The organism is Pseudomonas fakonensis (genome assembly GCF_019139895.1).
In the GTDB taxonomy this organism is placed as follows: domain Bacteria; phylum Pseudomonadota; class Gammaproteobacteria; order Pseudomonadales; family Pseudomonadaceae; genus Aquipseudomonas; species Aquipseudomonas fakonensis.
Genome location: NZ_CP077076.1, coordinates 1,902,538 through 1,917,219 on the forward strand (window position 1 = coordinate 1,902,538; position 14,682 = coordinate 1,917,219).

The 14,682-nt window shown below is 65.1% G+C and carries 11 protein-coding genes; 6 read left to right on the plus strand and 5 right to left on the minus strand.

Annotated features, from left to right (window positions below; genetic code table 11):
* Entirely contained in the window at positions 1–3,450 is a 3,450-nt protein-coding gene (mfd, locus tag KSS94_RS08580; RefSeq protein ID WP_217842567.1) for a transcription-repair coupling factor, read from the minus strand.
* 167 nt (positions 3,451–3,617) lie between these two features.
* Between mfd and KSS94_RS08585 the strand changes: the two genes are divergently transcribed.
* The 3 genes from KSS94_RS08585 to sthA all read left to right on the plus strand — a co-directional run bounded on the left by KSS94_RS08585 (position 3,618) and on the right by sthA (position 7,836).
* The gene (locus KSS94_RS08585) at positions 3,618–5,081 is read left to right on the plus strand and encodes a glyceraldehyde-3-phosphate dehydrogenase (RefSeq protein ID WP_217842568.1); all 1,464 of its coding nucleotides are present in this window, start codon (positions 3,618–3,620) and stop codon (positions 5,079–5,081) included.
* A 240-nt stretch (positions 5,082–5,321) separates the two neighbouring features.
* On the plus strand, positions 5,322–6,236 hold the full coding sequence (locus tag KSS94_RS08590) for an FAD:protein FMN transferase (protein WP_437180005.1): 915 nt from the start codon (positions 5,322–5,324) through the stop codon (positions 6,234–6,236).
* A gap of 205 nt (positions 6,237–6,441) precedes the next feature.
* Positions 6,442–7,836 carry a Si-specific NAD(P)(+) transhydrogenase gene (gene sthA, locus KSS94_RS08595; RefSeq protein ID WP_217842570.1) on the plus strand — a complete coding sequence of 465 codons (1,395 nt, stop codon included), beginning with the start codon at positions 6,442–6,444 and terminating at the stop codon, positions 7,834–7,836.
* 48 nt (positions 7,837–7,884) lie between these two features.
* Here the strand turns inward: sthA and KSS94_RS08600 are convergent, their stop codons facing one another.
* Both KSS94_RS08600 and KSS94_RS08605 read right to left on the minus strand, forming a co-directional pair.
* On the minus strand, positions 7,885–8,601 hold the full coding sequence (locus KSS94_RS08600) for a glycerophosphodiester phosphodiesterase (RefSeq protein ID WP_217842571.1): 717 nt from the start codon (positions 8,599–8,601) through the stop codon (positions 7,885–7,887).
* A 31-nt stretch (positions 8,602–8,632) separates the two neighbouring features.
* Positions 8,633–9,217 carry a PilZ domain-containing protein gene (locus KSS94_RS08605; protein WP_217842572.1) on the minus strand — a complete coding sequence of 195 codons (585 nt, stop codon included), beginning with the start codon at positions 9,215–9,217 and terminating at the stop codon, positions 8,633–8,635.
* Between the two features lie 93 nt (positions 9,218–9,310).
* On the opposite strand from KSS94_RS08605, the gene KSS94_RS08610 reads away from it, so the two are divergent.
* The 3 genes from KSS94_RS08610 to KSS94_RS08620 all read left to right on the plus strand — a co-directional run bounded on the left by KSS94_RS08610 (position 9,311) and on the right by KSS94_RS08620 (position 12,558).
* Complete coding sequence (locus KSS94_RS08610; protein WP_217842573.1) at positions 9,311–10,561, plus strand: lipoprotein-releasing ABC transporter permease subunit; 1,251 nt, start codon at positions 9,311–9,313, stop codon at positions 10,559–10,561.
* A gap of 7 nt (positions 10,562–10,568) precedes the next feature.
* Entirely contained in the window at positions 10,569–11,252 is a 684-nt protein-coding gene (lolD, locus tag KSS94_RS08615; protein WP_217842574.1) for a lipoprotein-releasing ABC transporter ATP-binding protein LolD, read from the plus strand.
* Positions 11,253–11,313: 61 nt separating this feature from the next.
* Positions 11,314–12,558, plus strand: a complete 1,245-nt coding sequence (locus tag KSS94_RS08620; protein WP_217842575.1) for a lipoprotein-releasing ABC transporter permease subunit — start codon at positions 11,314–11,316, stop codon at positions 12,556–12,558.
* An 86-nt stretch (positions 12,559–12,644) separates the two neighbouring features.
* Here the strand turns inward: KSS94_RS08620 and KSS94_RS08625 are convergent, their stop codons facing one another.
* Together KSS94_RS08625 and KSS94_RS08630 are read right to left on the minus strand one after the other, a co-directional pair.
* Positions 12,645–13,985, minus strand: coding sequence for a heavy metal sensor histidine kinase (locus KSS94_RS08625; protein WP_437179996.1), 1,341 nt, complete (start codon positions 13,983–13,985; stop codon positions 12,645–12,647).
* The gene (locus KSS94_RS08630) at positions 13,985–14,665 is read right to left on the minus strand and encodes a heavy metal response regulator transcription factor (protein ID WP_217842576.1); all 681 of its coding nucleotides are present in this window, start codon (positions 14,663–14,665) and stop codon (positions 13,985–13,987) included. Before KSS94_RS08630 ends, KSS94_RS08625 begins: the two co-directional genes overlap by 1 nt.
* Positions 14,666–14,682 lie beyond the last annotated feature (17 nt).

Sequence of the window (14,682 nt, forward strand, 5' to 3'; positions counted from 1 at the left end):
TTAAGTGGTCTGTGGGGCGAGGCGCTCGAACAGCGCCTCCAAGGTATTGAAGCGTTCTTCGGGGCGTTCCATCGGCACCAGGAAGCGGAACTGCGTCGCGCCTTCGAACTTGTAGCGTTTCGGTTGGCCCTGGATCAGTTTGATCAGGGTCAGCGGGTCCACTGGCGTCTCGGCCTCGAACTCCAGCTTGCCGCCGTTGGGGCCGGCGTCGACCTTCTTGATACCGAGCTTCTCGGCCTGCAGCTTGAGCAGGGTCAGGCGCATCAGGTTCTTGGTCGGCTCGGGCAGCAGGCCGAAGCGGTCGATCATCTCTACCTGCAGGTCTTTCAGGCCTTCTTCGTCGGCGGCCGAGGCGATGCGCTTGTACAGGATCAGCCGCGCATGCACGTCGGGCAGGTAGTCCTCGGGGATCAGCGCCGGCAGGCGCAGGTTGATCTCCGGGCCGCCGCCCAGTGGTTGCTCGAGGTTGGGCTGGGTGCCCTTGCGGATGGCCTTGACCGCGCGTTCGAGCATTTCCATGTAGAGCGTGAAGCCCACGGCCTGGATCTGCCCGCTCTGGCCTTCACCCAGCAGTTCGCCGGCGCCGCGGATCTCGAGGTCGTTGGTGGCCAGTACAAAGCCTGCGCCCAGGTCTTGCGTATTGGCGATGGCTTCCAGGCGTTTTTCGGCGTCGCTGCTGATTTGCTGGCGCGGTGGCGTGAGCAGGTAGGCGTAGGCCTGGTGGTGGCTGCGCCCGACCCGGCCGCGCAGCTGGTGCAACTGGGCCAGGCCGAACTTGTCGGCGCGCTCGATGACGATGGTGTTGGCGCTGGGCACGTCGATGCCGGTCTCGATGATGGTCGAGGCGATCAGCACGTTGAAGCGCTTGTGATAGAAGTCGCTCATCACCTGTTCGAGCTCGCGCTCGCGCATCTGCCCGTGGCCGATGCCGATGCGCGCCTCGGGTACCAGCTCGGCCAGGTCGGCGGCGCATTTTTCGATGGTTTTCACGTCGTTGTGCAGGTAGTACACCTGGCCGCCGCGCAGCAGCTCACGCAGCAGGGCCTCCTTGACCGTGCTCTTGTTCTGCTCCATGACGAAGGTGCGTACCGACAGGCGTCGCGCCGGCGGCGTGGCGATGATCGACAGGTCGCGCATGCCCGACACCGCCATGTTGAGGGTGCGCGGGATCGGCGTTGCGGTGAGGGTGAGGATGTCCACCTCGCTGCGCAGGGCCTTGAGCTGTTCTTTCTGGCGTACCCCGAAGCGGTGTTCTTCGTCGATGATCGCCAGGCCCAGGTCCTTGAAGCGCACATCATCCTGCAACAGCTTGTGGGTGCCGATGAGGATGTCGATCTTGCCTTCGGCCAGCTCCGCCGCGGCGGCTGCAACTTCCTTGGCGGACTTGAAGCGGCTCATCACCTCGACCTTCACCGGCCATTCGGCAAAGCGGTCGCGGAAGCTGTTGTAGTGCTGCTGGGCGAGCAGGGTGGTGGGCACCAGCACCGCCACCTGGCGGCCGCTGTGCACGGCGATGAACGCCGCGCGCATGGCGACCTCGGTTTTGCCGAAGCCGACGTCGCCGCACACCAGGCGGTCCATCGGCTGGCCGGCGAGCATGTCGGCGCGCACCGCTTCGATGGCGGCCTGCTGGTCGGGGGTTTCCTCGAACGGGAAGCCGGCGCTGAAGGTGGCGTAGTCGGCGGCCGGGTCGGCGAAGGCGTAACCCTTGCGCGCGGCGCGGCGGGCATAGATGTCGAGCAGCTCGGCGGCCACGTCGCGCACCTGTTCGGCGGCCTTGCGCTTGGCTTTCTGCCAGGCTTCGGAGCCCAGCCGGTGCAGCGGCGCCAGGGCGTCGTCGCTGCCGGTGTAGCGGGCGATCAGGTGCAGGTTGGCCACCGGCACGTAAAGCTTGGCGTTTTCGGCGTATTCGAGGGTGAGGAACTCGGCGGCCTGGCCGTCGATTTCCAGGGTGGCCAGGCCCAGGTAGCGGCCCACACCGTGGTCGATGTGCACCACCGGCGCGCCTTCGCGCAGCTCGGTGAGGTTCTTGATGACCGCGTCGTTGGCGGCTTCGCCGCGTTTCTCGCGGCGCCGGCGCTGCATCACCCGCTGGCCGAACAGCGGGCTCTCGGCCACCAGCGCCAGGGCCGGGTCGTCCAGCAGCAGGCCGTCGTCCAGCGGGGCAATGGTGATGGCCAGGCGCTCGTTGCCGGTGACGAAGTCGGCCCAGTTTTCGACAGTCCTGGGGCGCAGCTTCAGGCGCTCGAGCAGCTCCAGCAGCACTTCGCGCCGGCCGGCGGACTCGGCGGTGAACAGCACCCGGCCGCTGAACTGGTCGAGGAAGTTCGACAGCTCCGCCAGCGGCTGGTTGGCCTTGGCCTCGATGGCAAGGTTTGGCAGGGCGCGGGCCGGGAAGCGCTCGCGCCCGGCGCCGGTGTCGATGTCCTCGCTGCTGACCACCACCCGCGGCCACTGTTTGAGGCGGGCGAAGCAGTCTTCAACTGGCATGAACAGTTCGGCTGGCGGCAGCAGCGGCCGGCTGAGGTCGCCGCGGCGGTCTTCATAGCGGCCGCGTACATCGTTCCAGAAGTGCTCCGCGGCCTGCTCGACACCCGGCAGCGAGAACACCTGGGTGTTGGCCGGCAGGTAGTCGAACAGGGTGGCGGTTTCTTCGAAGAACAACGGCAGGTAGTACTCGATGCCAGCGGGGATGATGCCGCTGGTGAGGTCCTGGAAGATCGCACTGCGGCGAAAATCCACATCGAAGCGCTCGCGGAAACGCGCCTTGAAGCGCGTCACCTCGTCCTTCTGCATGGGGAACTCGCGGGCCGGCAGCAGGCGGATCGAGTCGACCTTGTCGATCGAGCGCTGGGTCTCGGGGTCGAAGGTGCGCAGGGTTTCGATCTCGTCATCGAACAAATCGATGCGATAGGGGGCCTTGCTGCCCATTGGGAACAGGTCGATCAGCGCGCCGCGCACGGCGAATTCGCCATGCTCGTACACCGTATCGACGCAGCGGTAGCCGCTGGCTTCCAGCCGGGTGCGCATCTGCTCCACGTCGACCTTCTGGCCCACGTCCAGCACCAGGCTGCTGCCCAGCAGGAAGCGCGTGGGGGCCAGGCGGTGCAGGGCGGTGGTCACCGGCACTACGAGGATGCCGTGATCCAGTTCCGGCAGCCGGTACAGGCTGGCGATGCGCTGCGAGATGATGTCCTGGTGCGGCGAGAACAGGTCGTAGGGCAGGGTTTCCCAGTCGGGGAAGGGCAGCACCGGAAGCTCGGGCGCAAAGAAGCGCAGCTCCTGCTCCAGGCGGTCGGCCGCCTGGCTGTCGGCGGTCAACAGCAGGGTGAAGCGGCCGGCGCTGCTGGCGGCTTCGGCGATGGCCAGGCTGAGGGCGGCACCGGGCAGGTTGCCCCAGGTTTGTTTGCCGGCCGTGGCCGACATTTGCGGTAGGCGCAGAACTGACACGGGAGATTGGACTCCAAGCGTTGCGGCAAAGAGGTCGATTGTACCGGTGACGGCGCGCGCTGTCAGGCTTCAAAGGGCCTGATGACGGGGGTTGTGGCCGGCGACAGGCGCTCATTGCCCGATACGCCGCGGGGCGTCATAATGTAGCCCCTTTTTTGTTCCCCTACATGTGGAAGGTTACCGTGACTCAGAAGCCCGACCAGTGTCTTGGTGAGTGGATCGATCGTGAAGCTTTGGCTGAAGCGATGATCCCGCTTATCGGTCAGCTCTACCGCAACAACAACGTGGTGAGCTCGATCTATGGCCGCAGCCTGATCAACCGTTCGGTTATCTCGATCCTCAAAGCGCACCGCTTTGCCCGTCACCGTCAAACTGACGAAACCGAACTGTCCGTCCACGAGACATTCCCCCTGCTCAAGGCCATGAGCGAGCTGAAACTGGGCGCTGCATCGGTCGACCTGGGCAAGCTGGCCAACAAGTTCAAGCAAGAGGGCAATGGCCGCAGCGCCGAGCAGTTCGTGCGTGACGAGCTGGCTGAGGTGGTTGGCCAACAGAGCGCCAACGCACGTAAGGGCACCGACGTCGTGCTGTACGGTTTCGGCCGCATCGGCCGCCTGCTGGCGCGCATCCTCATCGAAAAAACCGGTGGTGGCGACGGCCTGCGCCTGCGCGCCATCGTCGTGCGCAAGGGCGCCGAGAACGACCTGACCAAGCGCGCCAGCCTGCTGCGCCGCGATTCGGTACATGGCCCGTTCGACGGCACCATCGTCATCGATGAAGAAAACAACACCATCACCGCCAACGGCAACCTGATCCAGGTCATCTACGCCAAGAGCCCGAGCGAAGTCGACTACACCCAGTACGGCATCAACGATGCGCTGATCGTCGACAACACCGGTGTATGGCGTGACGCCGACGGCCTCGGCCAGCACCTGGCCTGCCCGGGCGCTGCCCGCGTAATCCTCACTGCACCTGGCAAGGGCGCGCTGAAGAACATCGTGCACGGCATCAACCACGGTGAAATCACTGCCGATGACAAGATCATCTCGGCAGCTTCGTGCACCACCAACGCCATCGTGCCGGTGCTCAAGGCCATCAACGACCAGTACGGCATCGTCAACGGCCACGTCGAAACCGTTCACTCGTTCACCAACGACCAGAACCTGATCGACAACTTCCACAAGGGCAGCCGTCGTGGCCGCGCCGCGCCGTTGAACATGGTCATCACCGAAACCGGTGCTGCCACTGCCGCTGCCAAGGCACTGCCAGTGCTCAAGGGCAAGCTGACCGGCAACGCCATCCGTGTGCCGACGCCAAACGTGTCGATGGCCATTCTCAACCTCAACCTTGAGAAAGCCACCAACCGCGAAGAGCTGAACGAGTACCTGCGCCAGACCGCCATGCACTCCGAGCTGCACAAGCAGATCGACTACGTCAGCTCCCAGGAAGTGGTTTCCACCGACTTCGTCGGCTCGCGCCACGCCGGTGTGGTGGACGCCGAGGCGACCATCGTCAACGACAACCGCGTTGTGCTGTACGTCTGGTACGACAACGAGTTCGGCTACAGCTGCCAGGTGGTTCGCGTGATGGAAGACATGGCCGGTGTGAACCCGCCAGCGTTTCCACGCTGATCCGCTTGTAATGCGTTGAACAAACGGGAACCTTCGGGTTCCCGTTTTTTTTGCCCGGCCCTATCGCCGGCAAGCCGGCTCCTACAGTGGCTGCGATACCCTGTAGGAGCCGGCTTGCCGGCGATAGGGTCAGTCCAGACAGTCGAGAGAGTGAATTTGCGCGCCACCTCTGTGCTCATCCTGTTTCTGCTTTCAGGCTGCGACCCATCCCCCACCCTCGAGCGCTTCGGCGGCCCGACCATGGGCAGCAGCTACAGCATCCAGTACGTGCGCAAGCCCGACGGCCCGGCCCCGGCGCAGGTGCAGGCCGAGGTCGAGGCCATCCTGCAGGCCATCGACGCCCACTATTCCACCTACCGCGGCGACTCCACCGTCAGCCGCTTCAACCAGCTGCCCGCCCACCAGTGCCTGGCCATCGATGACGACATGCTCGAGCTGGTCACCTTCGGCCAGTACCTGGCGCAGCAGAGCCAGGGCGCCTTCGACCTCACCGTCGAGCCATTGCTCGATGTGTGGGGTTTCGGCCCGCAGGCCCGCGAGATGCATGTGCCCGACCCGCAGGCCCTGGCCCGCGCGCGCCAGCGGGTGGGCTACGCTCACCTGCGCATCGAAGGCCACAACCTGTGCAAGGACGCCGCCATCGAACTGGACTTCAACAGCATCGCCGCTGGCCACGCGGTCGACCTGATTGCCGCGCGCCTTGCTGCCATGGGTATCGACAGCTTTCTTGCCGAAGCCACCGGCGAGCTCAAGGCGGTGGGCCGCAAGCCCGACGGCAGTGCCTGGCGAGTAGCGCTGGAGCTGCCCCGCGAAGACCGCCAGGTCGCCCGCCAGGTGATTGCCGTGCAAGGCCTTTCGGTGTCGACCTCGGGTGACTATCGGCATTATTTCGAGGACAATGGCCGGCGCTATTCGCACACCTTCGATGCCCGCCTCGGGCGCCCGGTCGAGCATGACCTGGCCGCAGTGACGGTGCTCGAGGGTTCGGCCCTGCTGGCCGACGGTTATTCCACGCTGCTGCTCATTCTTGGGCCGCAGCGCGGTTGGGACTACGCCATCGCCCACGGCATTGCCGCGGTGTTGGTGACCCGGGCCGAGGGTGGCTTCGTCTCCCGTAGCACGCCCGCATTCGAACGGGCGGTGAAAGGCGAATGAAAGGCAAGGCACGGATGATCGCCGCCAGGGAATCGGCGCAACACATGTAGTGCAGGCAACAGTGGCCTACGACGCGACCAAGGGTTAATGTGCGCGGCGTTCACGCTTGATTAGACTGCACCCGAATTTTCGCATGGCGCCGCGGGCGCCATGATCGCGCCCCGCGAGCCACCGTGACTCGCGGGCCAGTTCTGAAGGAGTACGCATGGCTGTCTACAACTACGACGTAGTGGTGCTGGGTTCCGGCCCCGCCGGTGAGGGCGCGGCAATGAACGCCGCCAAAGCAGGGCGCAAGGTGGCCATGGTCGACAGCCGTCGCCAGGTCGGTGGCAACTGCACTCACTTGGGTACCATCCCGTCCAAGGCGCTGCGTCACTCCGTGCGGCAGATCATGCAGTTCAACACCAACCCGATGTTCCGCGCCATCGGCGAGCCGCGTTGGTTCTCCTTCCCCGACGTGCTGAAAAGCGCCGAGAAGGTGATCAGCAAGCAGGTGGCTTCGCGCACCGGCTACTACGCCCGCAACCGCGTCGACGTGTTCGTCGGCACCGGCAGCTTCGCCGACGAGCAAACCATCGAAGTGGTCTGCCCCAACGGTGTGGTCGAAAAACTCAACGCCAAGCACATCATCATCGCCACCGGTTCGCGCCCGTACCGCCCGGCCGATATCGATTTCCACCACCCGCGCGTCTACGACAGCGACACCATCCTCAGCCTCAGCCACACCCCGCGCAAGCTGATCGTCTACGGCGCCGGCGTGATCGGCTGCGAATACGCCTCGATCTTCAGCGGCCTGGGTGTGCTGGTCGAGCTGGTGGACAACCGCGGCCAGCTGCTGAGCTTCCTGGACTCGGAAATCTCCCAGGCCCTGAGCTACCACTTCAGCAACAACAACATCACCGTTCGCCACAACGAAGACTACGAGCGGGTTGAAGGGCTGGACAACGGGGTGATCCTGCACCTGAAGTCGGGCAAGAAGATCAAGGCCGACGCCTTGCTGTGGTGCAACGGCCGTACCGGCAACACCGACAAGCTGGGCCTGGAAAACATCGGCATCAAGGTCAACAGCCGCGGCCAGATCGAAGTGGACGAGAACTACCGTACCAGCGTGCCGAATATCTACGGCGCCGGTGACGTGATCGGCTGGCCAAGCCTGGCCAGCGCCGCCCACGACCAGGGCCGCTCGGCCGCCGGCAGCATCGTCGACAACGGCAGCTGGCGCTTCGTCGATGACGTGCCTACCGGTATCTACACCATTCCGGAGATCAGCTCGATCGGCAAGAACGAGCAGGAACTGACCCAGGCCAAGGTGCCCTACGAAGTGGGCAAGGCCTTCTTCAAGAGCATGGCCCGTGCGCAGATCGCCGGCGAGCCGCAAGGCATGCTGAAGATCCTGTTCCACCGCGAAACCCTGCAGATCCTCGGCGTGCACTGCTTCGGCTACCAGGCTTCGGAAATCGTTCACATCGGCCAGGCGATCATGAACCAGCCGGGCGAGCTGAATAACCTGAAGTACTTCGTCAACACCACCTTCAACTACCCGACCATGGCCGAAGCCTATCGGGTAGCTGCCTACGACGGCCTGAACCGGCTTTTTTGAGCGGCTCCGGCCGGTGGCCTGAGCCGGTCGGGGAGACCGATTTCAGCCCTACCCGAGGGTGGTCTTGGCCAAACCGGGAAAGTCTGTAATCAGGCTGTCCACGCCAAAGTCAGCGAGCCGGCGCATCAGTGCCGGTTCGTTGACCGTCCACACCGACACGTGCAAACCCTGCTTCTGGGCCTTGATCAGGCGCTCGGGGGTGCACAGCGTCCAGTTCAATGCCAGCAGCTCGCAGCCGTAGTTCTGCGCGACCTTCAGTGGGTCGAGCCAGGCGTACTCGGCCACCAGCCCGCGTTTTACGTCCGGTACCAGCTCAAGCGCTGCGCCGAGCACCTCGCGTGAGCTGGAGGTGATGGTGACCTTGTCCAGCAAGCCATGGGCCACGGCCAGTTCGCGGATCGCCAGCACGGTGCTGGCGGCGCGGGTGCGCGAGGCGCTCTTGACCTCCAGTTGCCAGTGCTCGAACGGGCATTTTTCGAAGAGTTCTTCCAGTTTGGGGATGGGGCACGGCTGCACATGGCCCGGCCCGCCCTTGCGCGCGTCGTAGGTGACCAGGTCGGCGGCAGTGTGCTCCACCACCTTGCCGCGCCGGCCGGTGGTGCGCTTGAGCGTCGGGTCGTGGATCACCATCAGTTCGTTGTCCGCAGACAGGTGCAGGTCCAGTTCACAGCGGGTCACGCCGTGGGCCAGGCACTGCTGGAAGCTCTTCAGGGTGTTTTCGGGTGCTTCGCCCTTGGCGCCGCGGTGGCCGTAGATCAGGGTCACGTTCGTTCCTTCAAATCAGGGGGAAGTGGGCTCAGGAGGCAGGGTCGTTCTGTTCCAGTGCCTGGCGCCGTTGCTGCTGCTGGCGCTGGAGGATGTAGCGGGCCAGCAACTGGCGCTGGGCGTCGGTCATGTCGGTGAATTCGGTGCCCACCTCGAAGCTGCCGTCCGGACGGCGGTCGCAGTGGGTGACCTTGCCGCGCAGCAGCAAGCCATGGGCGCGGGGCATCAGCACCATTTTCACCTTCACCCGGGTGCCGGCGGCGATGGGTTGCTGCTGGGCGAACTCGATGCCGCCTTCGGAGATGATCACCGGTATCGGCGCTTCGATTTCGCCGATCAGGGTGTGCGCCACCACTGCGCTGAGCAGGTCGAGGCGTTTGTTCTGCGCACGCAAGAAGGCGGCGAGGGTGCGGTCCTTCTCGCTCAACTGGCGCAGCAGATGCTGCGACTCGAAGTCGGACAGGTGCAGTTCGCTGAGCAGGTTGAACAGCGGTGAATCATCCTGCAACAGTTCTGTTTCAAGGGCTTCGGCCGCGCTGAGGGGGCTGATTTGGAGTGCGATCCGATCTTCGATGCGGTAGTATTCGCGGCGATCTTCTTCGTCTAATGTCGTCATGGCGAACCCAAGGTTACGGCGGTGGTCCGAGTGTAAAGCCGCCGTAGGCGCCTCGCCACAAGGACGTTCCCTTTCATCCGAACAAGCCCCGACATGTTCAGACCTCTTTTCGTATTCATTGGTACGCGTTACACCCGTGCCAAGCGACGCAACCATTTCGTTTCGTTCATTTCGCTCACCTCGATGATCGGCCTCGCCCTGGGCGTGGTGGTGATGATCGTGGTGCTCTCGGTGATGAACGGCTTCGACCACGAGATGCGCACTCGCGTGCTGGGCATGATCCCGCACGCCACGCTTGAGACCGGCCAGCCGATCAACGACTGGCAGGCCCTTGCCTCTAAAGTAAAGCAGAATCCGCAGGTGGTGGCGGTTGCGCCGTTCACCCAGATGCAGGGGCTGCTGACGCACCAGGGCAAGGTGCAGAAGGTGCTGCTCAACGGGGTCGACCCCAACCGCGAGCGTGACGTGTCGATCATCGACAACTTCGTGCGCGAGGGCAGCCTGGATGCGCTGGCGCCCGGCGAGTGGGGCATCATGATCGGCGACAAGGCCGCGCAGAAGCTCGGCGTGGGCGTGGGTGACAAGCTCACCTTCGTCGCCCCCGAGGTCAGCGTGACCCCGGCCGGCATGTTCCCACGCATGAAGCGCTTCACCGTGGTGGGCATCTTCCATGTCGGGGCCGGCGAAATCGACGGTTACCTCGGCTTGACCAACATCACCGACCTGTCCCGCCTGCACCGCTGGAAGCCCGACCAGGTGCAGGGCCTGCGCCTGAAGTTCGACGACCTGTTCCAGGCCCCGCGCGCGGCCTGGGCCATCGCCCAGCAGTTGGGCGAGCAGGAGTTCTACCCGCGTGACTGGACCCGCACCCACGGCAACCTGTACCAGGCCATCCGCATGGAAAAATCCATGATCGGCCTGCTGTTGCTGCTGATTGTCGCGGTGGCGGCGTTCAACATCATTTCCACCCTGGTGATGGTGGTCAACGACAAGCGCGGCGACATCGCCATCCTGCGCACCCTCGGCGCCACGCCGGGGCAGATCATGGCCATCTTCATGGTCCAGGGCACGGTGATCGGCGTGGTCGGCACGCTGATCGGCGCGGTGCTGGGCATTCTCGGCGCGCTCAACGTCAGCGCGGCGATTGCCGGCATCGAGAAACTGATCGGGCACAAGTTCCTCAACGCCGACGTGTATTTCATCGATTACCTGCCGTCGCAGATCCAGGCCCAGGACGTGTACATGGTCTGTGGCGCAGCATTGGTCCTGAGTTTCTTCGCAACCCTCTACCCGGCCTGGCGCGCCTCGCGCACCCAGCCTGCAGAGGCGCTACGTTATGAGTGAGTCGCGCATGAGTGATAAAGCCGTGTTGAGTTGCCGCAACCTGGGCAAGAGCTACGACGAGGGCCCGGAATCGGTGCAGGTGCTGTCGGGGCTCAACCTCGAGCTGCACCCCGGTGAGCGGGTGGCCATCGTCGGAAGTTCCGGTTCGGGCAAAAGTACCTTGCTCAACCTGCTCGGCGGCCTCGACACCCCCACCCAAGGCAGCGTCTGGCTGGCCGGCGAGGAGCTGTCGGCGCTGGGCGAACGTGCCCGCGGCCTGCTGCGCAACCGCGCGCTGGGCTTCGTCTACCAGTTTCACCACCTGCTGCCGGAATTCACCGCCCTGGAAAACGCCTGCATGCCGCTGCTGATCGGCCGCACGCCAATCCCCGAGGCTCGCGAGCGTGCCGAGGCGCTGCTCAAGCGGGTAGGGCTGGGCCACCGCCTGAACCACAAACCGGCCGAGTTGTCCGGTGGTGAGCGCCAGCGCGTGGCCATCGCCCGTGCCTTGGTCAACCGCCCGGGCCTGGTGATGCTCGACGAGCCCACCGGCAACCTTGATCACCACACCGCCCAGGGTATCCAGGAACTGATGCAGGAACTGTCGAGCCACTCGCAGACCGCCTTCCTGGTGGTGACCCACGACCTCAGCCTGGCACGCCAGATGGACCGTGTGCTGAGCCTCGAAGACGGGCGACTGGTGGCGATCTGAGCCGCTTGAGCGGGGTGCTCTGAAGCGCCCCGATCCACTATTTCATTGGGTGTTCCAGTTCATGTTCAGACCCTTGCCCTTGTTCATCGGTGCTCGCTACACCCGTGCCAAGCGCCGCAACCACTTCATCTCGTTCATTTCGATGACCTCGATGATCGGCCTGTCCCTTGGCGTGCTGGCAATGATCACGGTGCTGTCGGTGATGAACGGCTTCCAACGCGAGATGAGCTCGCGGGTGCTGGGCCTGGTGCCCCATGCCGCGATCCTCGGCGAGCAGCCGCTGGATGACTGGCGCAAAGTGGCCGGTGCTGCCGAAGGCAACCCGGCGGTGATGGCTGCAGCGCCGATCACCGAGATGGAAGGCATGCTCTCTTACCGCGGGGCGATGCAGCCGATCCAGGTGGCCGGCATCGACCCGGCCGAAGAGGGCAAGGTCTCCATCGTTACCCAGCACATCGTCCAGGGCAGCCTGCAGGACCTGGTGCCGGGTGAATACGGCGTGGTGATCGGCGAGCTGACCGCGCGGCGCTTTCGCCTGAATACCGGCGACAAGCTGACCTTGATCGTGCCTGAGGTCAGCAGCGAGCCGGGTGGTATCACCCCGCGCATGCAGCGCCTGACCGTGGCCGGCATTTTCAAGGTGGGCGCCGAGCTGGATGGCTCCCAGGCCTATATTCACATCGCCGACGCCGCCGAAATGCAGCGCTGGGCCCCGGGCCAGGTGCAGGGGGTGCGTCTGAAACTGCACGACCTGTACGCAGCGCCGCAGGTGTCCAAGGCGATTGCCGCCGGGCTCGGCCAGGGCTATCGCGCCGATGACTGGTCGCACACCCAGGGCAGCCTGTTCAGCGCCATGAAGATGGAAAAGACCATGATCGGCCTGTTGCTGATGATGATCATCGCGGTGGCGGCGTTCAACATCATCGCCACCCTGGTGATGGTGGTGAACGACAAGGGCCCGGACATCGCCATCCTGCGCACCATCGGCGCCACGCCTTCGCAGATCATGGGCACGTTCATGGTCCAGGGCAGCCTGATCGGCATCGTCGGCACGCTGATTGGCGGGGTGCTGGGGGTGATCCTGGCGATCAACGTGAGCGCGGTGGTCGGCTGGCTGGAGCGGGTCAGTGGCCAGCACATCTTCACCTCCGACATCTACTTCATCAGCAGCCTGCCGTCAGAGTTGCAATGGGGTGATGTAGCGCTGATCTGCACGGCGGGGCTGGTGATGAGCTTCCTGGCGACCATCTACCCTGCATACCGCGCGTCCCAGGTGGAGCCGGCGATGGCCTTGCGTTACGAGTAAGGCGCTGTAGCACTATCGCGGGGCAAGGCCGCTCCCACGCCTGGGTGAATGCAATGGCGTGGGAGCGGGCTTGCCCCGCGATGCTTTCAGGCCAGCTCGATCACGAACCTTGTCCACCCTTGTGAACACTGCGCCCGAATGCGCCCGCCATGGGCCTGCACGATCGAGCGGGTGATCGCCAACCCCAACCCGGCATGCTCGCTGCTGCCTTCCTGGCGCGCCGGGTCGGCGCGGTAGAACCGGTCGAACAACCGCTCCAGTTGCGCAGGCGCAATGGCCGGGCCGGTATTGGCCACGCTGATGCTTGGCCCTTCACCTAATGTCACGCGAATCTCGCCCCCTGTCGGGGTAAAGCGCAGGGCGTTGTCCAGCAGGTTCGACAACGCCCGGCGCAGCATGTGCCGGTCACCCTCGAAGCCCGCCGTTCCCTCACGCTGCAGCTGCACCCCGGCCTCTTCGGCCAGCGGCGCGTAGTACTCCAGCAAGGCATCGACCTCGGCCTCCAGCGCCAGTGGCTGGCGGTTGGGCATCAGCAGGCCGTGATCGGCCTTGGCCAGGTAGAGCATGTCGTTGACCAACTGGGCCATCCATTGCAGCTCCTCCAGGTTGCCATGCAACGCCTCGCGGTACTCCTCGAGGCTGCGCGGGCGGGTGAGGGTGACCTGGGTGTGGGTCAGCAGGTTGGACAGCGGCGTGCGCAGCTCGTGGGCGATGTCGGCGCTGAACGCCGACAGGCGCTGGAAGGCATCGTCCAGGCGTTGCAGCATGGCGTTGACCGTGCCGGCCAATTCCGCAAGCTCTTCAGGCATCTGCTCCACCGGCAGGCGGGTGGTCAGCGAGCGGGCGTTGACGCTGGCGGCCACCTTGCCCATCTGGCGCAACGGCTTGAGCCCGCGGCGCGCGGCCCAGGCGCCCAACAGCGCGGTGGCCAGGGCCGACAGCCCGACGGTGAGCCAGATTAGCCGTTGCATGCCCTGCAGGAAGTGCTGGTGGTGGGTGATGTCGAGAAACAGGGTCAGCTGCGGCGCGCCGGGCGGGGTATCGGCCAGCGCGGTGGTCAGGCTGCGGTAGTCGGTATCGCTGGCGTGTACGGTGGCCAGGCCCGGGCGGCGCGGGTCGTCGGGCAGGCCGGTGCGGCTGTCGAACCAGAGCGTGCCATCGCCGCCGCGTACGCGCAGGGCCAGGTCGGACTGATGGCTCAGCTCGTTGAGCACCGCCGGCAGGCGCGTTTGCAGTAATTGCGCGCTGGTAGCGCCGTCCAGCAGGCTGCGCATCAGTGACAGGCGCCCGCTGAGCAGTTGCTGGTCGAGTTCGACGAAGTGCTGCGCGCTGGCGCGGCTGAACAGCAGGCCAGCCCCCAGCGACACGCTGGCGGTGCAGGCGGCGAACAACAGTGCCAGGCGCGCACCCAATGACAGGCGGCGCATCAGTCGGCGCGCTCTTCGAGCACGTAGCCCATGCCGCGCACGGTATGGATGAGTTTGAGCGGGTGCGCATCGTCGATCTTCAGGCGCAGGCGGCGGATGGCCACCTCGATCACGTTGGTGTCGCTGTCGAAGTTCATGTCCCACACCTGCGATGCGATCAGCGACTTGGGCAGCACCTCGCCCTGGCGGCGCAGCAGCAGTTCGAGCAGGGCGAACTCCTTGGCGGTGAGGTCGATGCGTGCGCCGGCCCGCTCGGCGCGGCGGCGGATCAGGTCCAGGCGCAGATCGGCCAGGGTCAGGGTGTTGTCCTGGCTGGCGCTGGCGCCACGGCGCAACAGGGTGCGCACCCGGGCCAGCAGCTCGGAGAAGGCGAAGGGTTTGACCAGGTAGTCGTCGGCGCCCAGTTCCAGGCCGTGCACGCGATCCTCGACCGCATCGCGGGCGGTGAGAAACAGTACCGGCGTGCCCAGCCCTGCCTGGCGCACGGCCTGCAGTATCTGCCAGCCGTTGCGCCCCGGCAGCATCACATCGAGGATCAGCAGGTCGTGGTCGCCGGTCAGGGCCAGGAACTGGCCGGTTTCGCCGTCGGCGGCCAGCTCCGTGGCAAAGCCTGCTTCGCTCAGGCCCTGGGCCAGGTACTGGCCGGTCTTGGCCTGGTCTTCGACGATCAAGAGTTTCATGGGCTGTTCACTGTTTC